This window comes from Microvirga arabica, assembly GCF_016811235.1.
GTDB lineage: Bacteria > Pseudomonadota > Alphaproteobacteria > Rhizobiales > Beijerinckiaceae > Microvirga > Microvirga arabica.
Genome location: NZ_JAFBID010000012.1, coordinates 85,080 through 109,961, shown reverse-complemented (window position 1 = coordinate 109,961; position 24,882 = coordinate 85,080). Strand labels below are relative to the sequence as shown.

Below are 24,882 nucleotides of genomic sequence, written 5' to 3'. Positions count from 1 at the left end.
GCATCGTGCGCCTCCAGAAGATCGCGGGCGCGCCGGTAGGGATGCGCGAACGTGATGGATTCCTGCGGACGCAGGAAGAGCGTCTTGCTCGTGCAGGCATCGAGAAAATCACGGTCGTGGCTCGCCACCACGATGGGCGCGGTATAGCCCGCGTTGTTGATCCACGTCTCCAGCTTGAACAGCTTTTCAAGGTCGAGGTGGTTCGTGGGCTCGTCGAGCAGCAGGATGTCCGGCTCGGTAATCCAGGCGCGCGCGATAAGCGCCAGGCGCTGCCATCCGCCGCTGAGTGCCCGCATGGGCAGGCGGCGTAGATCGGCCGGCGTGTCGAATTCATCGAGAACCATGTCGACGCGCCATTCCTGGCTCTCCCGCTCATCTGCCGGGAGCGCCCGATGCAGGACATCGTGGAAGGACAGATCGAGGAGACCGGCAGGAACATCCTGCTCGACGAGCGCGACACGCAAGCCCCGCGAGCGGATGATGTCGCCATGCGTCGGCTCGTCAAGGCCGGCAAGGCATTTCAGGAGGGTGGACTTGCCGGCGCCATTGGCTGCCACGAGGCCGAGGCGGTCACCCTCGCCGATGACGAGGTTCAGGTTCTGGAACAGGGGCGTGTGGGCAACGATGCCGACATTGCGAAGGCTCAAAGAGGGCATGGGGTGAATCTCTGGTGCAGCGCGCTCAGGCCTTGGCCTCAAGGAGCGCGAGGAATCGTGAACGTGTCAGACGCGCCGGATCCTTGCGGAGCCTGGGCGCGAAAAGCCGTTCAGAGCTGACCAGAATGGGATGAAGCGGTTTTCAGAGAACCGTCAGATCCGTTCGATGGCCGGCCCTGCAACAAGTGGCTGCAGGGCGTGCCCAGGGCCGAACGTGCGTTGATGCATCGCTTCAATCATGCAGCCCTCCCCGGTTCGAGTCGTGATCGATCTAATAAGCTTAACCGCAATGAGATCCAGATGCAACGGCCAGAGGTCCTTCGGCTTTTGTGCGCGTGTTGCGGCCTGTGTGATACCTCACGTAAAAATTCCCTTAGGCTGCCTATATTCCTGAAGACTACCCTCCAACAGAGTTATCCTTTGTCATGAGCCCGCGCCCTTTCTTCCTCCATGGCTTCCTGAGCATTGGGATCCTCGTGGCGGCTCCTCCGGCGGCCATCGCCCAGGCCCTGGGAGAATGGCGCGCGCTCACAGCCGAGGAGGAGCAGGCTCGCATCGGGGACACGCCGAGCGGCGAGACTGATCCGTCGATGATCGAAGCTGACTTCGATGGAGACGGAAGACAAGACAGGGCCTTGGTCGCGGTCAGGAGGTCCAACGGCGCCCGAGGACTCGTCGTCGCCACGAGGGGCAAGGTTCAGGTGATCAAACCTGAAGACGTGGAGCCACAAGACGGGCTGCGGCTTGCCGCGCCTGGACCCTGGGATACGGTCTGCGGCAATGCCTTTCGGGCGTTCCATCAGGGGACCTGCAACGATGGTTATCCCAGCCGGGTGGAGCTCAGGAATCCGGGCATTCTCTGGATCGGCAACGGCCGAACCGTTCTTTATTATTGGGACGGAAAAACGAACCGCTTCAGCGGTGTCCTGATGGTCGACTAACGCCTCAACGGTTCGTCCGGCTCCCGAAGATCGCACTCCCCACCCGCACATGGGTGGCGCCGAGCTGGATGGCCGCGTCGAAATCGGCGCTCATGCCCATGGAGAGCACCGTCAAGCCATGCCGCCGGGCGATAGTGTTGAGGAGGGCGAAATGCGGCGATGGCGGGTCCTCGGCCGGCGGGATGCACATGAGGCCCTCGATCGTCAGGCCGTATTTCGCGCGGCAGGCTTCGAGAAAGGCATCGACCTCGGTCGGGATCACCCCACCCTTCTGCGGCTCCTCGCCGGTGTTCACCTGAACGAGAAGACGCGGCGTCTTTCCCTGCTTGGCGATCTCTTTCGCCAGCGCCTCCGCCAGCGACGGGCGGTCGAGGGTGTGGATCACGTCGAAGAGCTCCACCGCTTCCTTCGCCTTGTTGGACTGGAGCGGTCCGATCATGTGCAGTTCCACGCCATCGTAGCGCTCGCGCAGGGCCGGCCACTTCGCCTTGGCCTCCTGCACGTAGTTCTCGCCGAAGATCCGCTGGCCGGCGGCGAGCACCGGCTCGATGGCGTCCGCCGGAAACGTCTTCGAGACGGCCACGAGGGTGACGGAGGCAGGGTCCCGGTCATAGTCGGATGCCGAGCGCCGGATGCTCTCCTGCACCTGCCTCAAGCCTGCGACGGCGTCGTTCTCGCTCATGGAGATGTCCCTTCTTGTGCGCTGTCCCGCCGCGTTCCCCTCCCCCTTGCAGGGAGGGAGAGCCGCGCAGCGGCCGGGTGGGGGTGGTGCGACGGGGTGAGAGCTTTCGAGATCAGGCGCTGTATCAGCCTTGCAGCTTGATCGCTGAAGCGCTGCGCTCCGACGTTCCAACCCCCACCCCTAACCCCTCCCCGCAAGGGGGAGGGAACACACCGAATCGAATCTCGACCGCCTCCACAACGCGAAACCGTTGACCGCGCGGGAGAGCTGTGTCCTAGTCCGCCGCAACGTGGCGGCGCAAGCCGCTTGAATCTTCAAACGACGGATAAAGACGGAAAATGAGGCCCGAGCGCTACAACGCCAAGGAAGCCGAGCTGAAATGGCGGAAGGTCTGGAACGACCGCGACCTGTTCAAGACCAACAACGACGACCCGCGTCCGAAATACTACGTGCTCGAGATGTTCCCATATCCGTCGGGGCGCATCCACATGGGCCACGTGCGCAACTACACCATGGGCGACGTGGTGGCGCGCTACAAGCGCGCCCGCGGCTTCAACGTGCTCCATCCCATGGGCTGGGACGCCTTCGGCATGCCGGCGGAAAATGCCGCCATGCAGAACAAGGTCCACCCCAAGGAGTGGACCTATGCCAACATCGCGACCATGCGCGCCCAGCTGCAGAGTATGGGTCTGGCCATCGACTGGAGCCGTGAGATCGCCACCTGCGATCCGAGCTATTACCGGCACCAGCAGCGCATGTTCCTGGACTTCCTGGAGGCCGGGCTGGTCGACCGCAAGACCGCCAAGGTGAACTGGGATCCGGTGGATCACACGGTGCTCGCCAACGAGCAGGTGATCGACGGGCGCGGCTGGCGCTCGGGCGCCCTGGTGGAGCAGCGCGAGCTGACCCAGTGGTTCCTGAAGATCACCGATTTCGCCCAGGACCTGGACGACCGGCTCGATACCCTGGACCGCTGGCCCGAGAAGGTGCGCCTGATGCAGCGCAACTGGATCGGCCGCTCCGAGGGCCTGCTGGTGCGCTTCGCGTTGAGGCCGGAGACCGTGCCGAACGGCGAAACCGAGCTGCAGATCTACACCACGCGCCCCGACACCCTATTCGGCGCGAAATTCATGGCGGTTGCGCCCGATCATCCGCTGGCGAAAGCTGCGGCCGAGAAGAACCCGGAGCTCGCCGCCTTCATCGAGGAGTGCAAGCGCGTCGGCACGGCCCAGGAGGCCATCGACAAGGCGGAGAAACTCGGCTTCGACACCGGCATCCGCGCCGAGCACCCGTTCGATCCGAGCTGGACCCTGCCGGTCTATGTGGCGAACTTCATCCTGATGGAATACGGCACCGGCGCCATCTTCGGCTGCCCGGCGCACGACCAGCGCGACCTCGACTTCGTCAACAAGTACGCCTTAGGCAACACGCCCGTGGTCTGCCCGCCCGACGTGGATCCGGCTACCTTCGTGATCACCGACGTGGCCTATGACGGCGAAGGCCGGATGATCAACTCCCGCTTTCTCGATGGCATGACCATCGCAGAGGCCAAGGAGGAGGTCGCCCGCCGCCTGGAAACACAGACCCGCGGTAACCATGCGGTCGGCGAGCGCAAGGTGAATTTCCGCCTGCGCGACTGGGGCATCTCGCGCCAGCGCTACTGGGGCTGCCCGATCCCGGTCATCCATTGCGATGCCTGCGGCGTCGTGCCGGTGCCGAAAGACCAGCTGCCCGTGGTGCTGCCGGAGGACGTGTCCTTCGACATGCCGGGCAATCCGCTCGATCGTCACGCAAGCTGGAAGAATGTAGATTGCCCGCAATGCGGCGCCAAGGCCCGGCGCGAGACGGACACCATGGACACCTTCGTGGATTCGTCCTGGTACTTCGCCCGCTTTACCGACCCGACCCTGGTCGATCAGCCGACAGATCGCGCGACGGTCGATGCATGGTTGCCGGTCGATCAATATATCGGCGGCATCGAGCACGCGATCCTGCACCTGCTCTACTCGCGCTTCTTCACCCGCGCGATGAAGAAGACCGGCCATGCCGGCCTCGACGAGCCGTTTGCCGGCTTGTTCACGCAGGGCATGGTGGTGCACGAGACCTACAAGGATGCGAGCGGCGCCTGGGTGCTGCCCTCCGACGTGCGCTTCGAGACGGAAGGCGGCGTGCGCAAGGCCTTCCATGTGGAGACCGGCGCCCCGATCGAGATCGGCTCAATCGAGAAGATGTCGAAGTCGAAGAAGAACACGGTGGACCCGGACGAGATCATCGCCTCTTACGGGGCCGATACCGCCCGCTGGTTCATGCTCTCCGACTCGCCGCCGGAGCGCGACGTGATCTGGACCGAAGAGGGCGTGCAGGGCGCAGGCCGCTTCATTCAGCGCGTGTGGCGCCTGATCGGCGAAATTGCGGACCGGATGGCAGGCGCTAAGGGTGCCGCTGCCGAGGGTCCGATTGCACTCGCCGTGCGCAAGGCCGCCCACAAGGCGCTCGCCGCCGTCGAGGAGGATGTGGAGCGCCTGCGCTTCAACCGCTGCGTTGCCCATCTCTACGAACTCGCCAATTCCCTGCAGGATCTGGCGAACCAGGCGAAAAGCACCGACGAGCCGGGCGTCGGCACGGCCTTTGCCGAGGCCGGGCGCATTTTCGTGCAGCTGCTCGCCCCCATGATGCCGCATCTGGCGGAGGAATGCTGGGAGTCCTTGGGCCAGTCCGGCCTCGTGGCCGATGCGGCTTGGCCGCAGGTGGACCGTTCGCTGCTGGTCGAGGACACGGTGACCCTGCCGGTGCAAGTCAACGGCAAGAAGCGTGCCGACGTGACGGTTGCCCGCGACGCGGATCAGGCTACAGTCGAGGCTGCCGTGCTGTCCCTCGAGGCCGTGCAGAAGGCCATGGAGGGCAAGCCCGCCCGCAAGATCATCGTCGTTCCCCAGAGGATCGTGAATGTCGTCGCTTAACCTGAAGGGCCTCGCCCGCGTTGTTGTCGTGGCAGGCTTGTCTCTCGGCTTGTCTGCCTGCTTCCGGCCCCTCCACGGCCCGACGGCGTCTGGGCAATCGCTCCAGACGGAGCTTGCCTCCATCGACGTGCCGGAGGTGGAATGGCCGCCTCAGCTGGCCAATGCGGGCCATTACCTGCGCAGCGAACTGATTTATGCGCTGAACGGCTCGGGATCGGCGACGCCGAAGCGCTACAACCTGCGTCTGGCCTTCACGAAGTCGCAGACGAGCCCGATCGTCGACTCGCAATACGGTACGGCGAGTTCCGTCATCGTCGGCGGAACGCTGACTTATACGCTGACCACCCTCGACGGAGCCACGGTGATCACCCAGGGCACGGCCACCTCCACGGCGAGCTTCGACCGCTTCCCGCAGCGCTTCGCCAATATCCGTGCGGCGCGGGACGCGGAGATCAGGCTTTCCAAGGATCTGGCCGACCAGGTGAGAACCCGGCTGTCGGCGGTGCTCGCCACCCGAACCTGACATCATGGTGGCCGTCAAAGCCGGTGACGTGGAGGGGGCGCTGCGGCGTCCCGATCCGCGCATCGGCGTCTTCCTGTTCTATGGGCCCGACATGGGTCTCATCAACGAGCGTGCCCGCATGGTGGCCGAGCGCTCCGTGGACGACGCCTCCGACCCGTTTCAGCTCATTCGCATCGACGGCGACGACATCGCGACCGATCCCGGACGCCTGGCCGACGAGGCCGGCACCATGGGGCTGTTCGGGGGCAAGCGCGCCATCTGGGTCAAGTCCACCTCGCGCAACATCGCGCCAGCCGTGGACGCGGTGCTGAAAGGCGAGTTGCAGGATACGGTGATCGTCATCGAAGGCGGCGACCTGCAAAAGTCCTCACCCCTGCGCACTCTCTGCGAGCGCTCGCAGAAGGCCCTCGCCCTGCCCTGCTATGCGGACGAGGCCAAGAATCTCGGCGCCGTGGTCGACGAGACCTTGAAGGCGGGCGGCTTTTCGATCCAGCGCGACGCCCGCACGGCCCTGATCGCGAGCCTCGGGGGCGACCGCCTCGCCACGCGCGGCGAGCTCAACAAGCTCATGCTCTATGCCCATGGCCAGCGGGAAATCACGCTGGCCGACGTGGACGCCATCATGAGCGACGTGTCGAGCCTTGCCATGGATGCGGTGATCGATGCGGCTTTCGCCGGCGAGGGCACGGGCCTTGAGACCGGCTCCCGGCGTCTCGCGGCCGAAGGCGTGAATGCGAGCGTGCTGCTCGGTGCGGCGCTCCGCCATGCTCTGATGCTGCTGACGGCCCGCCTCACCGTCGAGGAAGGTCGCTCGATCCCGGCCGTCATGGAAACCATGCGCAGTCTGCATTTCCGGCGAAAGCCCCTGGTCGAGCGCCATCTCCAGCGCTGGACCGGCGACAGCTTGAAAAACGCGATCTCCCTGCTGCAGGCCAACCTGCTCCAGACCCGCCGCATGGCCGATCTCGGCGATACGATTGCAGCGAAGACATTGCTCGACATCGCCCGTACTGCGCGGCGTTGAGCTGTTTTTGGGACTATCTTTGTTTAAGCTAGAACGCGAGCGGTTTAGCCAGCTTGTCGTAGATCGGAATGCGCCAGTTGTCATAGTCCGATCTGTCGGGCTCATCGTAGAGAGACTTGAGGAAGTTCTCGAAAGATGATGCTTGGTACCAAATGTGATCGTTGCCGTCGGTGCCCCAAATGTTGGTGTTATGCACCCAACAGAAAATTTGCCCGAACTCTTCAGCGCGCAGAGACATGAGAATCTGCAAGCCACCTGGGGTGGAGCCGATGAACAGCATGTCCGGCGGGTTGCCTCTGCCGTAAACGTCGCCGCCCGAATACTTCCTGACATCAGACCAGGAATAGAATAAATCAACGAAGGTGACCGGCTCTGTGGAAGGGTAATACTCCAGCGGGACGGCATAGAAGAAGAGACGCGGATAAACGCAGCCCCCGTTGAAGGCAAGCATGAACCGGCGGTAGCCGTCGGGCAATCTCGTGCCGTTCGTCTTCTCCCAGATTCGGATGTCGTGGCTCGGATCCTTAACAAAGGACCAGTCCTGCTCGCCCTCGTTCTAGCGCTCAGTGACGGGAACGATCAACCGTCGGATCGTCTTCATCGCTCCCCACGCGTCTCGACCAAGCTCTTATAGATCCTTACGGATTCAACCGACGGCAGAGCCCGTCGAGCTGGTCCAAGGTCTTGTACTTGATGCGCAATTCGCCGCCCTGACCTTTGTGGTCGATGCTGACGGTGAGGCCGAGCACGTCCTGCAGGGCCTTCTCGAGCGCGCGGGTGTCGGGGTCCTTCTCCGCCGGGCCGGGCTTGCCGGCTTTCGCCGCTGCCTTCGACGAGCCGCCTGTATCGCTCTGCGCGATCTCCTCGACCTGGCGCACGCTCATGCCCTCGTCGATAACGCGCTTGGCCACCTGAACCGGGTCGTTGACGGAGAGCAGCGCGCGGCCATGCCCGGCTGTGAGCTTGCGGTCGATCAGAAGCTTGCGCACCGGAGCCGGCAGCTCGGTGAGGCGCAGCATATTGGCGATGTGGCTGCGGCTCTTGCCGATGATCTTCGACAGGTTCTCCTGCGTGTAGGAGAACTCGGCCATCAGGCGCGAATAGCCCTCCGCCTCCTCGATGGGGTTGAGATCGGCACGCTGGACGTTCTCGAGGATGGCGTATTCGAGCGAGGTTTTGTCGTCGATCTGGACGACCACCACCGGCACCCGATGCAGCCCCGCCTTCTGGGCCGCGCGCCACCGGCGCTCGCCGGCGACGATCTCGTATTCGTCCCGATGGTTCGGCAAGGGCCGGACGACGATGGGCTGGATGATGCCACGGTCCTTGATGGACTGGGTCAGCTCGCTCAGGTCCGTGTCATCGAACACCTTGCGCGGGTTGCGCGGGTTCGCGCGCAGGAACTCCACCGGCACGGATTTCGGCGTGAAGCCCTTGCGCTCGAGATTGCCCATTTCCTCGCCGACTTCGCCGATCAGGGCGGCCAATCCACGGCCCAGCGATTTCATCTCTTTAGCCATTGCGGTCTCTCACACTCTCAGGCGGCGCGCAGCGCGCGCTCGCGCTGGATGACTTCAGAGGCCAGCCGCAGATAGGCCTGCGAGCCGGCGCATTTCAGATCGTAGAGCAGAACCGGCTTGCCGTGGGACGGCGCCTCGGACACGCGCACGTTGCGCGGGATCATGGTCTCGTAAACCTTAGCGCCCATGAACTGGCGCACGTCGGCCACCACCTGTCCCGACAGATTGTTGCGCGGGTCGAACATGGTCAGCACGACCCCGTGGATAGTAAGCTCGGGGTTCAGGGCCGAACGGACCTGCTCGACGGTCTTGAGCAGCTGGCTGAGACCTTCCAGAGCAAAAAATTCGCATTGGAGCGGCACCAGAACCGCGTCAGCTGCGGTCAGGGCGTTGATGGTCAGGAGATTCAGCGATGGAGGGCAATCGATCAAAATATAGGTAAAAGGTTCGATTACTTCCGAGGCAGAAAGTTCCTGGATGGCCGAGCGGAGGCGATGAGCCCGGTTGCGCTCGTTCGCGATCTCCAGCTCGACGCCGAGGAGGTCGAGAGTCGAGGGCGCGACCGACAATCCGGGCACCACCGTGTCGGTGATGCTCTCCTCCAGCGAGGCTTCGCCGGCGAGCACATGGTAGGTCGAGGTCTGCCGGTTCTTGCGGTCGATGCCGAGACCCGTGGAGGCGTTGCCCTGCGGGTCGAGATCGATGATCAGCACCCTCTCGCCGATGGCGGCGAGTGCCGTGCCGAGGTTGATCGCCGTCGTGGTTTTGCCGACTCCGCCCTTCTGGTTGGCGAGCACGAGAACGCGCGGCGTCACCCCACGCGTGCCTGCTTCGGGTCCGTTACGGTCGGTCATCATGAATGGCTCTCGATGGAGGTTATGCGAAGAATCCTGGCGCTGGAATCGGTCGAGCTCGGCAGGGTCTCCGCCTCGAATGTCCACTTTTTCCGAGCCTCGGTCAATTCGATCTCGGCGTCCCGGCCCTTGGGGAAGAGGCCAATTGTCCCCGCTTTCAACACAGGCGCGGTCCAGTCCAGGAGCTGAACCAGCGATGCCAGGGCGCGGGCTGAGACCACATCGGCCTTGCCCACGAAGCCCGGAATGACGGTCTCCAGCCGCGCCTCATGCACCGTCGCGGCGGAGCCGGTCACCCGGGAGATGTGCCGGAGGAAGGCACATTTGCGCGAATTGCTCTCGACGAGGTGGACCTTCAGCCCCCTCTCCGCCCCCGCGATGGCGAGGACGAGGCCGGGAAAACCGGCTCCGGAACCGAGATCGAGCCACGTCTTGGCCTCAGGCGCGAGGTCGAGAAGCTGGAGCGAATCGACGATGTGGCGCTCCCAGATCTGGTCGAGCGTCGCCGGGCCGACGAGGTTCTTGATCGCCTGCCAGCGGCGAAGCTCGCGCTCCAAGAGCTCAAGCTTCACGAATGTTTCACGTGAAACATTCAGATCGGATGCCGTGATCCCGGAGGTCATGCCTGCACCGGATCAACAGACCGAACCGAACGTGCCGGCGCTTTACGGGCATGGGCGGCCAACAACGTCAGGGCTGCAGGCGTGATGCCTTCGATACGGGCGGCTTGACCGATGGTTCTCGGACGCACCAGATCGAGCTTGGCCTTGATCTCGTTCGACAGGCCGGGAAGCCTCTGGAAGTCGATGCTCTCCTCCAGCACCACGCCCTCATCGCGCCGATAGGCAGCGATGTCCGCCTGCTGCCGGTCAAGATAGACCGCATAGGTAGCATCCGTCTCCAGGCGCTCCTGCACGGACGATGAGACTACAGCGAGATCAGGCCAGACCCGCTCCAAATCGCTCCAGCCAATGGTTGGATAGGACAGAAGCTGATAGGCGGAGCGGCGGATGCCGTCCTGGTTCAGCCCCAGTCCATGCCGCGCCGCTTCCTGCGGGGTGACCGCCAAGGTCTGAAGCCGCTGCCGGGTCCCCCGGATTTCCTCCTGCGAGCGCCGGAAATATGCCTCGCGCTCGGAGCCGACGCAGCCGATCTCCAGCCCCTTGCCGGTCAGCCGCTCGTCCACATTGTCGATGCGCAGGCTGAGCCGGTACTCGGACCGGGAGGTGAACATGCGGTAGGGCTCGCTCACCCCGCGGGTAATCAGGTCGTCGACCAGCACCCCAATATAGGATTCGGCTCGATCGAACACGATACCGTCCTGGCCGCAAGCGCGACGGGCCGCATTAAGTCCAGCAACCAACCCTTGGGCGGCCGCCTCCTCATAGCCAGTGGTGCCGTTGATCTGGCCGGCGAGAAACAGCCCCTGCACGGCCTTGGTCTCAAGCCCTGCGTTAAGGTTGCGCGGATCGACGTAATCATACTCGATGGCATAGGCCGGCTGGAGCATGCGCACCCTCTCCAGGCCAGGAATGTGCTTCAGAAACTCAAGCTGCACATCCTCCGGCAGGGAGGTGGAGATGCCGTTCGGATAGACCGTGATGTCGTCGAGGCCTTCCGGCTCCAAGAAGATCTGGTGCCCGTCTCGGTCGCCGAAGCGCACCACCTTGTCCTCGATGGAGGGGCAGTAGCGCGGTCCCGTCCCCTGGATTTCGCCCGAATACATGGCTGAGCGGTGCAGGTTGTTCCGGATCAGCGCATGCACCTTGGCCGTGGTGCGGGTGACGCCGCACTCGATCTGCGGGTTGGTGATGCGGGTGGTGAGCAGGGAGAACGGCACGGGCTCGTCGTCAGCCGCCTGCTTGTCGACACCGGCCCAGTCGATGGTGCGGCCATCAAGGCGGGGCGGGGTGCCGGTCTTGAGGCGGCCGAGATTGAAGCCGAGCCGCGCGAAAGTCTTGGGCAGGCCGAGCGATGGGCGCTCGCCCATGCGACCGGCCGGGATCTTCCTCTCGCCGATATGGATCAGGCCGGACAGGAAGGTGCCGGTGGTGATGACCACAGCACCGGCCCCAAGCTGCCGCCCATCCGTGAGCAGCAGGCCGGCGACTCGGTCGTCGCAGACGATAAGGTCGTCAGCCTCGCCCTCGACGATGGTGAGGTTGGGCGTGTTCAGGAGTTCCGCCTGCATGGCGCGGGCATAGAGCTTGCGGTCGGCTTGGGTGCGGGGCCCGCGCACGGCAGGCCCTTTACGGCGGTTGAGAAGCCGGAACTGGATGCCGGCCCGGTCGGCGATGCGGCCCATGATGCCGTCAAGGGCATCGATCTCGCGCACGAGATGGCCCTTGCCGAGACCGCCGATGGCCGGGTTGCACGACATGGCACCAACGGTCGAGAGCTTGTGGGTGACGAGAGCCGTGCGGGCGCCCATGCGCGCGGCAGCCGCAGCCGCTTCGGCTCCGGCATGGCCGCCGCCCACGACGATCACGTCGAACGAAGAACTCATGATGCTTTCCATAAACAGGGGTCTACGCAGCGCCGGGTCTCAGGTCAAAAGGGCAAAATGTTTCACGTGAAACATTTTGGGCGATCCCCATCACCACACACCTGATCCACAAGCTATCCAGAGCGGATTCAGCACCGTTCCACCGATTCGTGAACAGCCGAAATCAGGAGTTGCAAAGATTCGCCGGATGGTTAGCGGCACGGCTCGCCTGCAAGCTTATTTGCCGATGCAGAAGCTGGAGAACAGCCGGTCGAGCACATCCTCCACATCCACCCGCCCGGTGATCTCGCCGATGGCACGAGCTGCAAGCCTAACCTCTTCGGCGGCAAGCTCCAGAGGACCCCGGGTCGCCAGCATATCCCGTGCCCGGATCAGGCATCCTTGAGCGCGGTCCAAGGCTTTTCGATGACGCTCGCGGGTAATCACCGCATCCCCCTGCCCCATCAGGCTGCCGGCTTCCGCCTCAAGGCGGGCGATCAGGTCCCGCAGCCCCTCGCCGGTTGCTGCCGCGATCATCAGGTCGCAACCGGGTCGGACTCCACTCACATCCGCCTTGGTCCCCACCTTCAGCACGCGTCGCGCCGGAGGAGGTGCGCTCTCCTCCCCCTCCGGCGGCACGAGCCAGAGAACCAAGTCGGCATCCTGCGCCCGCGCCCGCGCGCGGGACACGCCCTCCTGCTCGATGAGGTCGGCGCTTTCCCGCAGGCCGGCCGTGTCGACGATGATCACCGGCAGGCCGCCAAGATCGCAATGAACCTCGATCACGTCGCGGGTGGTGCCGGCAATCGGCGACACGATGGCGACATCCCGTTGGGCGAGCGCATTGAGCAGGGTCGACTTGCCGGCATTGGGCGGCCCCGCAAGCACCACTGTGAGTCCCTCCCGCAGCCGCTCGCCGCTGCGGTTGGCCAGCGCCCGGCCGATCTCGCCCTGGACCCCGTCGATCATCCGCAGGATGTCCGCCTCCAGATCCTCCGGCACATCGCCTTCATCGGAGAAGTCGAGGCTCGCTTCGAGCAGCGCCAGAACCTGAAGGATGCTCTCGCGCCAGCCCTCGGCCGCATTCCCGAGCCGCCCACCGAGCTGGAGCATCGCCTGACGACGCTGGGCTTCCGTCTCAGCATCGATGATATCGGCGAGCCCCTCCACCTGGGAGAGATCCATCCGCCCGTTGAGAAAGGCCCGGCGGGTGAACTCGCCGGCCTCGGCCGGACGACAGTTCTCGACAGAGCCGAGCGCCCGCAGCACGGCGACACGCGTGGCAAGTCCCCCATGGATGTGCAGCTCGGCCTGATCCTCGCCGGTAAAGCTCCCCGGCCCCGGCATCCAGAGCACGAGGGCCTGATCGAGGGGATCGCCGGTTTCAGGGTTGCGCAAAGTCCGCACCACCGCCCGCCGGGGCTCCGGCACGTGGCCTGCCATCCGCTCCAGGATTGTGCGGCTTTCCGGGCCGCTGATCCGGATCAGGCACACGGCGGACCGGCCGTGGCCGGAGGCGATGGCGAAGATCGTATCGTCAGACCGCATGCGCGTGAACCTCGTGAGGATAACAGGACTTAACTCTGGCAAACCTTGAAACAAACAGGCATCCGGGATCGGTTCGGATCGATCATCCCAGCCGGGTTAGCCCGGAATCAGGAGCAGGACCCATGAACCGCCTCAAGGACGCCTCCTCCCCTTATCTCCTGCAGCACCGGGACAATCCTGTCCATTGGTGGGAATGGGAGCCTGAAGCCCTGGCCGAGGCCAAGCGGCAGGGCAAGCCGATCCTGATCTCCATCGGCTATGCCGCCTGCCACTGGTGCCATGTGATGGCGCACGAGAGCTTCGAAGATCCGGATACCGCCGCGGTCATGAACGAGCTGTTCGTGAACATCAAGGTCGACCGGGAGGAGCGGCCCGATGTGGACCACGTCTATATGAGCGCCCTGCATCTTCTGGGCGAGCCCGGCGGCTGGCCGCTGACCATGTTTCTCACGCCGGAGGGCGAGCCGTTCTGGGGCGGCACCTATTTCCCAAAGGAGCCGCGCTTCGGCCGCCCCGGGTTCGTTCAGGTGCTGCGCGAGATCAGCCGCCTCTATCATGCAGAGCCCGAGCGGGTTCTCAAGAACCGCGACGCCATCAAGCAGCACCTCGCCAAGGTCGAGGCGGGCGACGGCGGTGTCCTCGGTCTTGCGGATCTCGACCGGATGGGTTTGCGCCTCACAGAGCTCATCGACACGGAGCATGGCGGGCTTCAGGGCACCCCGAAGTTTCCCAACCCGCCGATCCTCGAATATCTCTTGCGCTATGCCCGGCGAGCCAATGACGGCGCGGCGCGACATCGCTTTCTCCTGACCCTGGAGCGCATGGCGCTTGGCGGCATCCAGGATCATCTCGGCGGCGGCTTTGCCCGCTACTCCGTGGATGAGCGCTGGCTCGTGCCGCATTTCGAAAAGATGCTCTACGACAATGCGCAGCTGCTGGAGCTCTACGCCCTGGGCTTCGCGGAGACCGGCCGCCCCCTCTTCCGTCAGGCGGCGGAAGGTATCGTCACCTGGCTCGAGCGGGAGATGACCACGCCGGAGGGCGCCTTCGCGTCGAGCCTCGATGCGGATTCGGAGGGCGAGGAGGGCCGGTTCTATGTCTGGAGCCTGGCCGAGATCCGCGAGACCTTGGGCGAGGAGGACGCCGCCTTCTTCGCCAAAGTCTACGACATAACCGAAGCGGGCAATTTCGAGGGCCACAACATCCCGAACCGGCTCATCTCCGGCGAAGCCCCACCTGCTGCCGAGGAGCGGCTGTCGGCCATGCGGGCAAAGCTCTTGGAGCGGCGCGAGTCGCGGGTGAGGCCCGGCCTCGACGACAAGGTGCTGGCCGACTGGAACGGGCTGATGATCGGAGCCCTCGTGCGAGCCGCTCCCCTGCTTGGCCAGCCTGAATGGATTGCCCTCGCGCAACAGGCTTATCGTTTCGTAGCCGAGTCCATGAGCCGCGATGGTCACCTCGGTCATTCCTGGCGGGCCGGGTCCCTGATCTTTCCCGGCTTCGCCCTCGACCATGCCGCCATGATGCGCGCGGCGCTCGCACTCTTCGAGGCCACGTCCGATGCCGCCTACCTGCGGGATGCGCTGACCTGGCGGGACGTCCTGCTCAACGAGTTCATGGTCGAGGAAACGGGCTGCCTCGCCATGACGGCGAAAGGCGCAGACCCCCTCGTCGTGCGTCCCCAGCCGGTTCATGACGAGGCGGTGCCGAACGCCAACGGTGTCTTTGCAGAGGCCCTCGTGCGGCTGGCCCAGATCACGGAAGCCACTGACGACATCCAACAGGCCGCCGACACCCTGGACCGGCTCATCGGCGTCGCCCGCGCCTCGCCCCTCGGCCACACCTCGATCCTCAACGCCCTCGACCTGCACGTGCGAGGCCTGAGCATCGTGGTCACGGGCAATAACGCGCTATCGCTCTATGAGGCGGCCCTGCAGATTCCCTATCCCGACCGCAGTGTCCGCTGGCTGCGCGAGGACGAAGCGCTCGACGACAACCACCCGGCCAAGGCCCTGGCCACCTCGGATGCGGATGCCCAGGCCCTCGTCTGCGCCGGTCAGCGCTGCTCGCTGCCAGTCACGGATGCGGAGGGGTTGAGGACGCGGGTGCGGGAGATGCTAGCGTTGCCGGCCTGAGCCTGCGTCTCAGCAATCCAGCGCTCGTTTAACCTCTTCCCGCTTCAGATGCGTCAACGGAAGAGCCGTATCGGACTTCACCCGGGTCAGGGCAAAATTCGAGCGGATGTCGCCGATCATCGGCAGGGTCAGAAGCTTCTCTGTCAGCAGCCGCTCGTAAGCCTTGAGGTTCGGCACCACGATCTCGGCCATGAAATCGGCCGTGCCGGACACCATGTGGCAGGCCACCACCTCGGCCATGCCTAAGAGCGCCTCCTGCAGCGCCTGCGCATTGTCGCGGGAATGTTTTTCGACCTTGATCTCGACGAAGACGGTTAACCCGAGACCGACCGATTCCCGGTCGAGCACGGCCCGATAGGTGCGGATGAAACCGTCGCGCTCCAGGCGGCGGACCCGGCGCAGGCACGGCGAGGGCGAGAGACCGACCTGATCGGCGAGTTCCTGGTTGGTCAGGCGTCCGTCAGCCTGCAAGGCGTTGAGGATTCGCAGATCGATGCCGTCGAGATCGATGTAGGGCATGATTTCACCGCTACTGAGGTTTCGCGCAATCTTCTGCTAAGAAGAGACGCCCCGCAAGCCGAACTTCGCAAGGACATGCCCTGCCCCGCAAGCCTATGCTTCAGAGCATCGAAGGAGGCTTGCCATGTCCGACCTCGGTTGCACCCCCTCTCCCCGCCAAGTTCGTCCCGCTCTCCTTGGCTGGATCACCGCTCTGGCCACCGTGACGATCTGGGCCCTCTGGGCCGTCGGCACCCGCCATGCGGTCACCCACGATATGCCGCCCGCTGCCATCGGCCTGGTGCGGTTCGGCGTCCCGGCCCTGGTGTTGCTTCCCTTCAGCTGGCGAGCCGGTCTGTTTCCGAAGGGCCTGAGCCTGGCCAAAGGCCTCGGTCTTCTCGGCTCCGGAGCCCCGTTCTTTCTCATCGTTGCGTCGGGCATGCAGTTTGCCCCCGCGGCGGAGATTGGACCGCTTCTGCCGGGCACCATGCCGCTCTTCGTAGCGCTGATTGGCTGGTTGGTTTTCGGAGAGCGACTCGCAGGCGTGCGGGTCTTCGGCTTTGCTCTCATCCTGACCGGCATCGTGTGCATCGGCGGCTATGGTGTGCTGTTTGCCGCCGATGGCGCCTGGCGGGGCCACCTTCTGTTGCTCACCGGCGCCTGCCTGTGGGGGATCTACACCCATGCCTATCGCCGCAGCGGCTTGTCGGCCCTGCAGGCAGCAGCCCTCATCGGACTCTGGTCGTTCCTCATCCTGCTGCCTTTCGGCCTTCCCGCGCTCGTACAGGTGCTCGGCAAGGGTCTGGCCGGACCGATCCTTCTGCAGGCGCTTCTCCAGGGCCTCCTCTCGGGCGTTGTCGGAATCATTCTCTACGGCATGGCCATCGACCGCCTCGGCGCATCCCGGGCGGCCGCCGTGTCGCCCCTATCCATCGTGCTCGCGGCTCTCATCGCCATTCCGGTATTGAAAGAAATCCCAAGTCCTGCCGCCTGGACCGGGATAGTTTTGGCCACTCTCGGCGTTGTGTTGGCTAGCGGCGTCTTTAGCCAGGGCTCCAAGCCTTGAGGGTGCACAGGTCTCGGACAACACAGGAGCGTCGATGTTCTTTTTCTTCTCGAACCGCATGGGCTGCGCGGGCTCGCTGCTGGTTTCAGCCGTGCTGACCCTGATCGTGCTGGCGTTCCTGGGGGTGTTCTGACGCGGCCGCAGCTTCGGCCCTCGCCTTCTCGCAGGCCTCGATCGCCTTCAGGAAACTGTGCTCGACATCGTTGCGGTCCGCGGGTTCTGCCACATCGCGCTCGGCGGCGGCCTTGATCAGATGGGCGTGGCGGAGGAGCCCATCGCGTTGCTCCTCCAGACGAATATGCTCGGCAAGACGCCTGATGGCTTCGAGCATGTGGATCAGCACCGCCGGATGGGTGGACGCTGCCTGGCGGATCTGATGGAAGGCCGCGTCGAAGATCCCCTCGTAAGTGGTGACCTGCCGATAGATGCGGACACGTCCTGCACGGTCGCGCACGGTCTCAGCGGGAAGGCACCGCCCCATGACCTCGGATAAGCCGGCCCGCAACCGGTCGACCACGACGGTCGCGGTAAAGGGATCGTTGATCCCCGGCGAGAGGGCACGCAGAGCCACCTCCACCAGATGGCGAATGGGAAACTCCAGATCCTGGGTCGGGGTGCGCTCGTCACCGCTGACGATGAACTCGCCGATCTCCTTGCGAACCTTCATAGGGTCACCGGTCGGCGGGTAGACCAGAACGCGCTTGTCGCCGTTGACGATGAAATCGCCGGCGCGGAAATCGAGCCGCGCGATGACGTTGCGCTTCTCGGTCCATTCGAGGATGTCGTCGTAATCGATGGCCTGGACATAGCCTCCGTAGGGCAGCTCGATACGCTCCGCCTTCTCGTCGAAATCGGGGGGCAGATCAGGAGGGACGTGCTCAGGCGGACGACCGTCGAGCTTTGGTAGATCCTCCACGGCATTGTGCAGTTCCCGGCGGACCCGCCGCACGACCTCGTCGGCCACCACCAGACGGGCCACCCCCTGGATGAACGCTATGAGCGCCAGAACGCAGATGAGGGACAGAACCGTGCCCACGGTCACGGAGGCATGCGGCACCTGCGGCATGGGCGCATTGCCATGGATCGAGCGCAGCACGATCACATTGTACATGTGGTCATCGAGAAGATGCCAAGCACGATCTGGGTTCGCAGATCGGACCTGAAAATGCGGATGAGCCGCGAGCCGTAGGAATTGGCCGCCAGGGTGATCGCCACCACCGTCACGGAGAAGGCCATGCTGGCCATGGTGATGATGGCGGAGAGCAGCGTGGAGATGAGATTGCGAGCATCCTCCCCGTCACCGCTGTTGATCCACCAGTGCGCCTGATCCTCAAATCCGTTACCCGCATCCACCCAGAGCAAGGTGGTCGCGATGCCGATCCCCACAGCACTCAAACCGGAGGGGATCAGCCACAGGCTTGTTCTGAGACTGTCCCAGATCGTCAGCAACCAGTTCAGCATGCCGACTCAACGCCCAAGCTAAGGGTGCAGGTTCCTTCCCAGCCACGTTCGCAGGCGGCAACAAAAAACCCCACCCTCCAGACCGGAGGATGGGGCCATCATTCCGCAGGCGGACGGCCCGCCCGGCTTAGGTGTTCATCGAATCGAAGAAGTCGCCGTTCGACTTGGTCTGACGCAGCTTGTCGAGCAGGAACTCGATGGCGTCCACTGTGCCCATCGGGTTGAGGATGCGGCGCAGCACGTACATCTTCTTGAGCGTGTCGCTAGGTACCAGCAGCTCTTCCTTGCGGGTGCCCGAGCGGGTGATGTCGATGGCCGGGAAGGTGCGCTTGTCGGCGACCTTGCGGTCCAGGATGATTTCCGAGTTGCCGGTGCCCTTGAACTCTTCGAAGATCACCTCGTCCATGCGCGAGCCGGTGTCGATGAGCGCGGTGGCGATGATGGTGAGCGAGCCGCCCTCCTCGATGTTGCGCGCCGCACCGAAGAAGCGCTTCGGGCGCTGGAGCGCATTGGCGTCGACACCGCCGGTGAGCACCTTGCCGGAGGACGGCACCACCGTGTTGTAGGCGCGGCCGAGGCGGGTGATCGAATCGAGCAGAATGACCACGTCGCGGCCGTGCTCCACCAGGCGCTTGGCCTTCTCGATCACCATCTCGGCCACCTGCACGTGGCGGGTCGCCGGCTCGTCGAAGGTGGAGGCCACGACCTCACCCTTCACGGAGCGCTGCATGTCGGTGACCTCCTCCGGGCGCTCGTCGATGAGCAGCACGATGAGGTAGCACTCGGGATGGTTGGTGGTGATCGACTGCGCCACGTTCTGCATCAGCACGGTCTTACCCGTGCGCGGCGGCGCCACGATGAGGGCGCGCTGTCCCTTGCCGATGGGCGACACGATGTCGATGATACGCGGCGAGAAGTCTTTTCGCGTGGGATCGGCGATCTCGAGGTTGAAGCGCTCGTGCGGGAAGAGCGGCGTCAGGTTGTCGAAATGGACCTTGTGCCGGATCTTCTCCGGATCCTCGAAATTGATGGTGTTGACCTTCAGCAGCGCGAAATAGCGCTCGCCTTCCTTCGGGCCGCGGATCGGGCCGTCCACCGTGTCGCCGGTGCGCAGACCGAACTTCCGGATTTGGCTCGGGCTGACGTAGATATCGTCGGGACCGGGCAGGTAGTTCGAATCGGCCGAGCGCAGGAAGCCGAAGCCGTCCTGCAGCACCTCGACGACGCCCGCGCCGATGATCTCCACCTCGCGCGCCGCCAGCTGCTTGAGGATCGCGAACATGAGCTCCTGCTTGCGCATGGTGCTCGCGTTCTCGACCTCGAGCTCCTCGGCGAAGGCGATGAGTTCGGTCGGCGTCTTGGATTTCAGGTCTTGAAGCTTGATTTCCCTCATCGGGGAACACTCTCGGGGTAAGGTCGCGGGCAGGTTGGGCTGTACGCGGGAGGAGACAGGGGAAACGTTCGACAGGGCCGCCGGGTTCACGAACCGTGACTGGAGAGCCCCGAGGGCCCGTGCAGCGCACCTGTCTTTGAGGAAGAGAATTCTTATGTAGCGGTTTTCGGGAAAAGTCTCAAGGGGCTTTGGATCACAACATTCGTGAGGGTCATCCCAGACGCAGCGTAGCGAAGATCCGGGATCGGGTCACCGCATTGTCATTCCCGGCCGGAGCGCAGCGGAGGGGAAGGGAATCCACCCACACCCTCAGCGCGATAGATCCCCTTCCCGCACTTCGTGCGCCGGGGATTTCACTGCCGGGCCAAAATCAGAACGGCTTCACGATCACCAGGATCACGATGCCGATCATCAGCACGGTCGGCACCTCGTTGAGGATGCGATAATATTTCGCCGGACGCGTGTTCCTGTCGGCGGCGAATTCCTTGAGACGGCGCACATAGACGCCGTGCAGGCCCGACATGATCAGCACCAGGGCGAACTTGGCGTGCATCCAGCCGGAGGTGTACCAGCCGCCGTCCCACACGAGGTAGAGGCCGAGCACCCAGGTGACTGCCATGGCCGGGTTGATGATCGCCTTGAGCAGGCGCCGCTCCATGATCTTGAAGGTCTCGGACTGGATCGAATCCTTGGGCGCGTCGCAGTGATAGACGAAAAGGCGCGGCAGGTAGAGCATGCCGGCCATCCAGGCGATGACGGCGATGACGTGAAACGCCTTGAGCCACAGATACAGCATTGTGTTTTAAGCCCCCCGCACGCGGGCGATCATCTGCGCCACGTGCTCGACCGGTGTCTCCGGCAGGATGCCGTGCCCGAGATTGAAGATGTGCGGGCGGCCGCGGGCCGCTGCGAGGACATGGTCGATGCCCTGCTCCAGCGGCTGTCCGCCAGCGATCAGGGCCAGCGGATCGAGGTTGCCCTGGGTGGCGAGCGTGTTGGGCAGAGTCGGGAGCACGACGGCCGGATCGAGCGTCCAGTCGAGGGCCAGCCCGTCGCCGATGCCGGCCGCGGCGAAGCGGTGGAGGTTGGCACCGCCGCCGCGCACGAAAACGATCACCTTGGCGTCGGGCCGTGCCGCTTTGAGACCTTCCACCATGCGGCGGATCGGGCTGAGCGACAGCCGGTCGAACAGCGCCGGCGGCAGGGCCGACCCGAAGCTCTCGAAGATCTGCACGGCCTCGGCGCCCGCATCGATCTGGCGGATGAGATAGGCCGTGGAGGCGCGCACGAGGCGGTCGATGAGCGCGTCCATGAAGGCCGGGTCGCGATAGGCGGTGATCCGGGCAGGCGCCTGGTCCGGCGTGCCCTTACCGGCGATCATGTAGCTCGCCACCGTCCAGGGCGCGCCGCAGAAGCCGAGCAGCGTGGTCTCCTTCGGCAGGCTCTTGCTCAGGCGATCAAGCGTTTCGAAAACGGGATCGAGCCGCTCCAGCGGCAGCTCGTCGGCCAGCCTGGAGAAGTCCTTGGCTTCGGTGATCGGATCGAGCTTGGGTCCCTCGTTCTCGACGAAGCGCACGTCCTGGCCGAGCGCATGGGGGATGACCAGGATGTCGGAGAACAGGATCGAGGCGTCGAAGCCGAAGCGGCGGATCGGCTGAAGGGTTACCTCCTCGGCGAGCCTTGGGTTGTAGCAGAGATCGAGGAAGGAGCCGGCCTGCTTGCGGGTCTCCCGGTATTCCGGCAGATAACGGCCGGCCTGACGCATGATCCAGATCGGCAGAGGCCAGACCGGCTCGCCGTTCAGCACGCGCAAAATCGCCTTGGTGGAACGTGTGCTCACAGGCCCTCTCTTAAAAGAAGAATCTTTGAATCTAAGAATCTGATGTTTCTCTTGGGCCGTGAATCACAAAGCCGCAACCCCGTCCACAGGCGGTCCACACACCTCAAGGCTTTAAGGGTTCATTAACGAATGGGGCAGGCGCGCCACAATCCTTTCCGAAATCTTAAAGCTTAACAGCCCGTTAACGAAAGTTAACCAAATCTGAATCAAAAAGACGCGAGTGATTCGTACCGGATTCTCCCAAAGGGCCGATTCGAGACTCACACAACGGGGAGCTCTGTTGATGGTTTGCGACGAATCCCACAGGGCCTTTTGCTGGACCTCTCAGCCCAAGCGTTTTATCCACACTGATCGACTCCTCTTCATGGAGACATCGGGCCGTGGGACGCAGCTATTTCCATCTCCATCTCGTCTCCGACTCGACGGGTGAAACCCTCATCACCGTCGCCCGCGCGGTGGTGGCGCAATATGAAGGCGTGGCGGCCATCGAGCACGTCTATCCGCTCGTGCGCTCCAACACCCAGCTCGAACGGGTGATCCACGAGATCGAGACCGCGCCGGGCATCGTGCTCTACACCCTGGTCGAGCAGGATCTCGCCAGCCGCCTGGAGGAGGTCTGCCGCGCCACCGGCTCGCCGCATCTCTCCGTGCTCGAGCCGGTCCATGCCCTGCTCTCCTCCTATCTCGGCACGCACTCGACCGCCCGGCCCGGCGCCCAGCACATGCTGAACGCCGAATACTTCAAGCGCATCGACGCCATGAACTTCACGCTCCTGCACGACGACGGGCACCTGCCGCACGATCTCGACGACGCGGACGTGATCCTGGTGGGGGTGAGCCGCACCTCGAAGACGCCGACCTCCATCTATCTCGCCAACCGGGGCCTCAAGACCGCCAACATTCCCCTGGTGCCCGGCGTGCCGCCGCCGGCGATCCTGGAGACGGCCAAGACCGCGCTGATCGTCGGCCTCGTGGCGACCCCTGAACGCATCGTGCAGATCCGGCAGAACCGGCTCTTGAGCCTGAACGCTGACGACGACACCTCTTACGTGGACCGCGAGGCGGTGGCCGAGGAGCTGGCGGCCTCCCGGCGGCTCTTTGCCCGCAACGGCTGGCCGGTGATCGACGTGACCCGCCGCTCCATCGAGGAGACGGCGGCAGCAATCATCGATCTTCACCGCGACCGCCGCCAGCGCCTGAGCCAGGACTAGGCCATGCCCGCCCTCTGGACCCACTCCGACAAGCTGCTGCTCGCCTCCACCAGCGCCACCCGCTTAGGCCTGCTCGTGAGCGCGGGCCTTTCGGTCGAAACGCAGAATTCCGGCATCGACGAGCGTGCCGTCGAGGAGGCGGCCGCGCATGAAGGCCTCGATCCGGTATCGCTCGCCGGCAGGCTTGCGGCGGAAAAGGCCCTGGCGGTCAGCCGCCGCCATCCGGACAGGGTGGTGCTCGGGGCCGACCAGGTGCTGGAGTGCGACGGCGAGGTGTTTCACAAGCCGGCTGACCACGCGGCGGCCCGTGCCCAGCTCATGCGCCTCGCAGGACGGGAGCACTCTCTCCATTCCGCCGGAGCCCTTGCGATCGGCGGGCAGGCCGTGGAGCGCTTCTCGGACACCGCCCATCTCACCCTGCGGCCCCTGACGGATCAGGCTGTCGATCTTTATCTCGACCTTGCCGGGCCCGATGTGCTCAAGAGCGTGGGCGTTTACCAGCTCGAAGGGTTTGGCATCCATCTCTTCGAGACGGTCGAGGGGGATCACTCCACGATCCTGGGCCTCCCCCTCCTGCCGCTTCTCGCTGCCCTGCGCCGCCTCGGCTGCCTGGCGCTTTAGGACAAGAATTCATGACGAAGGCCTTCGTCGTCGGCCATCCGATCAAGCATTCCCGCTCGCCGCTGATCCACGGCCATTGGCTGAAAGCCTATGGGCTCGACGGCTCCTACGAGCGCATCGACGTAGCGCCTGTGGATTTCGGGGACTTTTTGCGCGGCTTTCACGCGCAGGGCTTTGCCGGCGGCAACGTCACCCTCCCCCACAAGGAGATGGCCTTTCACGGCGTCGAGCGCAGGACCGAGCGGGCGCAGCGTGTGGGTGCGGTCAACACCCTCTGGCTCAAGGACGGCGTGCTCTGGGGCGACAACACGGATGCCCTCGGCTTCATCGGCAATCTCGATGCCAGCCTGGGGACGGGCTGGGAACAGGATGTGGAGACCGTCCTCGTGCTCGGGGCCGGCGGTGCCGCGCGAGCCGTGGTGGCAGGCCTCCAGGACCGACCCCTCAAGCGCATCTTCGTGGCAAACCGCACTGGGTCGAAGGCGGAGGACCTCGCCCGCGATCTCAGGCCGGGCAGTGCGGTCTCCCTGGAGACCGCCGCCTGGGAGGCGCTGGGACGGGTGATCCCGCACGCTCAGCTCATCGTCAACACCACGTCGCTGGGCATGGCGGGCCAGCCGCCGCTCGCCATCGACCTCTCCCGCGCGCCCCGCAACGCCGTGGTGACGGACATCGTCTATGTGCCTCTCGAAACGCCCCTGCTCGCCGCCGCCGCCGCGCAGAACTTACGAACTGTCGATGGTCTCGGCATGCTGCTGCATCAGGCGGTTCCCGGCTTCCGGCGCTGGTTTGGCGTCACCCCGGAGGTCACGCCCGAGCTGCGGGCCGTGATCCTGGCCGATCTCGAGGCCGCCCGATGACCTTCGTGCTTGGACTCACCGGCTCCATCGGCATGGGCAAGTCGGCCACCGCTGACCTCTTTCGCCAACTCGGCGTCCCGGTCCACGATGCCGACGCCACCGTGCACAGGCTCTATCACGGCCGTGCCGCGCCGCTGATCGAGAAAGCCTTTCCCGGCACCGTGGCGGACGGCACTGTCGATCGTGCGAAGCTCGGCGCCGCCGTTCTCAACAGCCCGGAGCGCCTCAAAGAACTCGAAGCCATCGTGCATCCGTTGGTGCGGGAGGAAGAGGAGAATTTTCTCGCTCGCGTTTCGGCCCTCCCCATTGCGGTGCTCGATATCCCCCTGCTGTTCGAGACCGGAGGCGACAGGCGCTGCGATGCCACCCTGGTGGTCACGGCGCCCGCTGAGGTGCAGCGTGAGCGTGTGCTCGCCCGGCCCGGCATGACGGCGGAGAAATTTTCTGCCATCCTGGCCAAGCAGATGCCCGACGCCGACAAGCGCGCCCGGGCCCACTTCCTGGTCGACACCAGCCGCGGCTTCGCCTCCGCCGAGGCGCAGGTGCGCTCCATCCTTGTTTGCCTCGCCGGCCGTCCCGGACGGCGTCACCGTTTTTGATGAAG

At 64.6% G+C, this 24,882-nt stretch carries 24 protein-coding genes; 10 read left to right on the top strand and 14 right to left on the bottom strand.

Annotated elements, in window-relative coordinates; all coding sequences use genetic code 11:
• A partial coding sequence (locus JQC81_RS09175) for an ATP-binding cassette domain-containing protein (RefSeq protein WP_203271503.1) occupies nucleotides 1-656 on the bottom strand: 656 nt, incomplete at its 3' end.
• Between the two features lie 425 nt (nucleotides 657-1,081).
• Between JQC81_RS09175 and JQC81_RS09170 the strand changes: the two genes are divergently transcribed.
• On the top strand, nucleotides 1,082-1,597 hold the full coding sequence (locus tag JQC81_RS09170; RefSeq protein WP_203271502.1) for a hypothetical protein: 516 nt from the start codon (nucleotides 1,082-1,084) through the stop codon (nucleotides 1,595-1,597).
• A 4-nt stretch (nucleotides 1,598-1,601) separates the two neighbouring features.
• On the opposite strand, the gene JQC81_RS09165 is transcribed toward JQC81_RS09170, so the two are convergent.
• Nucleotides 1,602-2,279, bottom strand: a complete 678-nt coding sequence (locus tag JQC81_RS09165) for a YggS family pyridoxal phosphate-dependent enzyme (protein WP_203271501.1) — start codon at nucleotides 2,277-2,279, stop codon at nucleotides 1,602-1,604.
• A gap of 338 nt (nucleotides 2,280-2,617) precedes the next feature.
• Here JQC81_RS09165 and leuS point away from each other — a divergent pair, with 338 nt between their 5' ends.
• The 3 genes from leuS to holA are packed head-to-tail and all read left to right on the top strand — an operon-like array spanning nucleotide 2,618 to nucleotide 6,786.
• Entirely contained in the window at nucleotides 2,618-5,239 is a 2,622-nt protein-coding gene (leuS, locus tag JQC81_RS09160) for a leucine--tRNA ligase (RefSeq protein ID WP_203271500.1), read from the top strand.
• A complete protein-coding gene (gene lptE / locus JQC81_RS09155) occupies nucleotides 5,226-5,762 on the top strand; it encodes an LPS assembly lipoprotein LptE (RefSeq protein ID WP_203271499.1) in 537 nt (178 codons plus the stop codon). Before leuS ends, lptE begins: the two co-directional genes overlap by 14 nt.
• 4 nt (nucleotides 5,763-5,766) lie before the next feature.
• Nucleotides 5,767-6,786: a DNA polymerase III subunit delta gene (holA, locus tag JQC81_RS09150; RefSeq protein WP_203271498.1), complete on the top strand. Its 1,020-nt coding sequence runs from the start codon at nucleotides 5,767-5,769 to the stop codon at nucleotides 6,784-6,786.
• A gap of 28 nt (nucleotides 6,787-6,814) precedes the next feature.
• On the opposite strand, the gene JQC81_RS09145 is transcribed toward holA, so the two are convergent.
• From JQC81_RS09145 to mnmE, 6 genes are all read right to left on the bottom strand, one after another.
• Nucleotides 6,815-7,288, bottom strand: coding sequence for an SMI1/KNR4 family protein (locus JQC81_RS09145; RefSeq protein WP_312887497.1), 474 nt, complete (start codon nucleotides 7,286-7,288; stop codon nucleotides 6,815-6,817).
• Nucleotides 7,289-7,424: 136 nt separating this feature from the next.
• The gene (locus tag JQC81_RS09140; protein WP_203271496.1) at nucleotides 7,425-8,306 is read right to left on the bottom strand and encodes a ParB/RepB/Spo0J family partition protein; all 882 of its coding nucleotides are present in this window, start codon (nucleotides 8,304-8,306) and stop codon (nucleotides 7,425-7,427) included.
• Nucleotides 8,307-8,323: 17 nt separating this feature from the next.
• Complete coding sequence (locus JQC81_RS09135; protein ID WP_203271495.1) at nucleotides 8,324-9,163, bottom strand: ParA family protein; 840 nt, start codon at nucleotides 9,161-9,163, stop codon at nucleotides 8,324-8,326.
• Nucleotides 9,160-9,783, bottom strand: coding sequence for a 16S rRNA (guanine(527)-N(7))-methyltransferase RsmG (rsmG, locus tag JQC81_RS09130; RefSeq protein WP_203271494.1), 624 nt, complete (start codon nucleotides 9,781-9,783; stop codon nucleotides 9,160-9,162). Before rsmG ends, JQC81_RS09135 begins: the two co-directional genes overlap by 4 nt.
• Complete coding sequence (gene mnmG, locus JQC81_RS09125; RefSeq protein WP_246520319.1) at nucleotides 9,780-11,666, bottom strand: tRNA uridine-5-carboxymethylaminomethyl(34) synthesis enzyme MnmG; 1,887 nt, start codon at nucleotides 11,664-11,666, stop codon at nucleotides 9,780-9,782. The genes rsmG and mnmG overlap by 4 nt, the downstream gene beginning before the upstream one ends.
• Nucleotides 11,667-11,882: 216 nt before the next feature.
• Nucleotides 11,883-13,193: a tRNA uridine-5-carboxymethylaminomethyl(34) synthesis GTPase MnmE gene (gene mnmE / locus JQC81_RS09120; RefSeq protein WP_203271492.1), complete on the bottom strand. Its 1,311-nt coding sequence runs from the start codon at nucleotides 13,191-13,193 to the stop codon at nucleotides 11,883-11,885.
• Nucleotides 13,194-13,315: 122 nt separating this feature from the next.
• On the opposite strand from mnmE, the gene JQC81_RS09115 reads away from it, so the two are divergent.
• Nucleotides 13,316-15,328: a thioredoxin domain-containing protein gene (locus JQC81_RS09115; RefSeq protein WP_203271491.1), complete on the top strand. Its 2,013-nt coding sequence runs from the start codon at nucleotides 13,316-13,318 to the stop codon at nucleotides 15,326-15,328.
• A 9-nt stretch (nucleotides 15,329-15,337) separates the two neighbouring features.
• On the opposite strand, the gene JQC81_RS09110 is transcribed toward JQC81_RS09115, so the two are convergent.
• Nucleotides 15,338-15,847, bottom strand: coding sequence for an Lrp/AsnC family transcriptional regulator (locus tag JQC81_RS09110; protein WP_203271490.1), 510 nt, complete (start codon nucleotides 15,845-15,847; stop codon nucleotides 15,338-15,340).
• A gap of 124 nt (nucleotides 15,848-15,971) precedes the next feature.
• On the opposite strand from JQC81_RS09110, the gene JQC81_RS09105 reads away from it, so the two are divergent.
• Nucleotides 15,972-16,892 carry a DMT family transporter gene (locus tag JQC81_RS09105; RefSeq protein ID WP_203271489.1) on the top strand — a complete coding sequence of 307 codons (921 nt, stop codon included), beginning with the start codon at nucleotides 15,972-15,974 and terminating at the stop codon, nucleotides 16,890-16,892.
• Between the two features lie 85 nt (nucleotides 16,893-16,977).
• On the opposite strand, the gene JQC81_RS09100 is transcribed toward JQC81_RS09105, so the two are convergent.
• From JQC81_RS09100 to hemE, 5 genes are all read right to left on the bottom strand, one after another.
• Nucleotides 16,978-18,003, bottom strand: coding sequence for a DUF2254 domain-containing protein (locus tag JQC81_RS09100; RefSeq protein WP_203271488.1), 1,026 nt, complete (start codon nucleotides 18,001-18,003; stop codon nucleotides 16,978-16,980).
• The gene (locus JQC81_RS33810) at nucleotides 17,991-18,353 is read right to left on the bottom strand and encodes a DUF2254 family protein (protein ID WP_203271487.1); all 363 of its coding nucleotides are present in this window, start codon (nucleotides 18,351-18,353) and stop codon (nucleotides 17,991-17,993) included. Before JQC81_RS33810 ends, JQC81_RS09100 begins: the two co-directional genes overlap by 13 nt.
• A 127-nt stretch (nucleotides 18,354-18,480) precedes the next feature.
• The gene (gene rho, locus JQC81_RS09090) at nucleotides 18,481-19,746 is read right to left on the bottom strand and encodes a transcription termination factor Rho (protein ID WP_203271486.1); all 1,266 of its coding nucleotides are present in this window, start codon (nucleotides 19,744-19,746) and stop codon (nucleotides 18,481-18,483) included.
• Between the two features lie 370 nt (nucleotides 19,747-20,116).
• The gene (hemJ, locus tag JQC81_RS09085; protein WP_203271514.1) at nucleotides 20,117-20,539 is read right to left on the bottom strand and encodes a protoporphyrinogen oxidase HemJ; all 423 of its coding nucleotides are present in this window, start codon (nucleotides 20,537-20,539) and stop codon (nucleotides 20,117-20,119) included.
• Between the two features lie 9 nt (nucleotides 20,540-20,548).
• Nucleotides 20,549-21,586, bottom strand: a complete 1,038-nt coding sequence (hemE, locus tag JQC81_RS09080; protein ID WP_203271485.1) for a uroporphyrinogen decarboxylase — start codon at nucleotides 21,584-21,586, stop codon at nucleotides 20,549-20,551.
• A 380-nt stretch (nucleotides 21,587-21,966) separates the two neighbouring features.
• Here hemE and JQC81_RS09075 point away from each other — a divergent pair, with 380 nt between their 5' ends.
• Genes JQC81_RS09075 through coaE form a run of 4 tightly spaced genes read left to right on the top strand, consistent with a single transcriptional unit; the run spans nucleotide 21,967 to nucleotide 24,877 of the window.
• Complete coding sequence (locus JQC81_RS09075; protein WP_203271484.1) at nucleotides 21,967-22,797, top strand: pyruvate, water dikinase regulatory protein; 831 nt, start codon at nucleotides 21,967-21,969, stop codon at nucleotides 22,795-22,797.
• Nucleotides 22,798-22,800: 3 nt separating this feature from the next.
• Nucleotides 22,801-23,418 (top strand): Maf family protein, encoded by a 618-nt coding sequence (locus JQC81_RS09070; RefSeq protein ID WP_203271483.1) that lies wholly within the window; start codon nucleotides 22,801-22,803, stop codon nucleotides 23,416-23,418.
• A gap of 11 nt (nucleotides 23,419-23,429) precedes the next feature.
• Entirely contained in the window at nucleotides 23,430-24,278 is an 849-nt protein-coding gene (locus JQC81_RS09065; protein ID WP_203271482.1) for a shikimate dehydrogenase, read from the top strand.
• On the top strand, nucleotides 24,275-24,877 hold the full coding sequence (gene coaE / locus JQC81_RS09060) for a dephospho-CoA kinase (protein ID WP_203271481.1): 603 nt from the start codon (nucleotides 24,275-24,277) through the stop codon (nucleotides 24,875-24,877). The genes JQC81_RS09065 and coaE overlap by 4 nt, the downstream gene beginning before the upstream one ends.
• Nucleotides 24,878-24,882 lie beyond the last annotated feature (5 nt).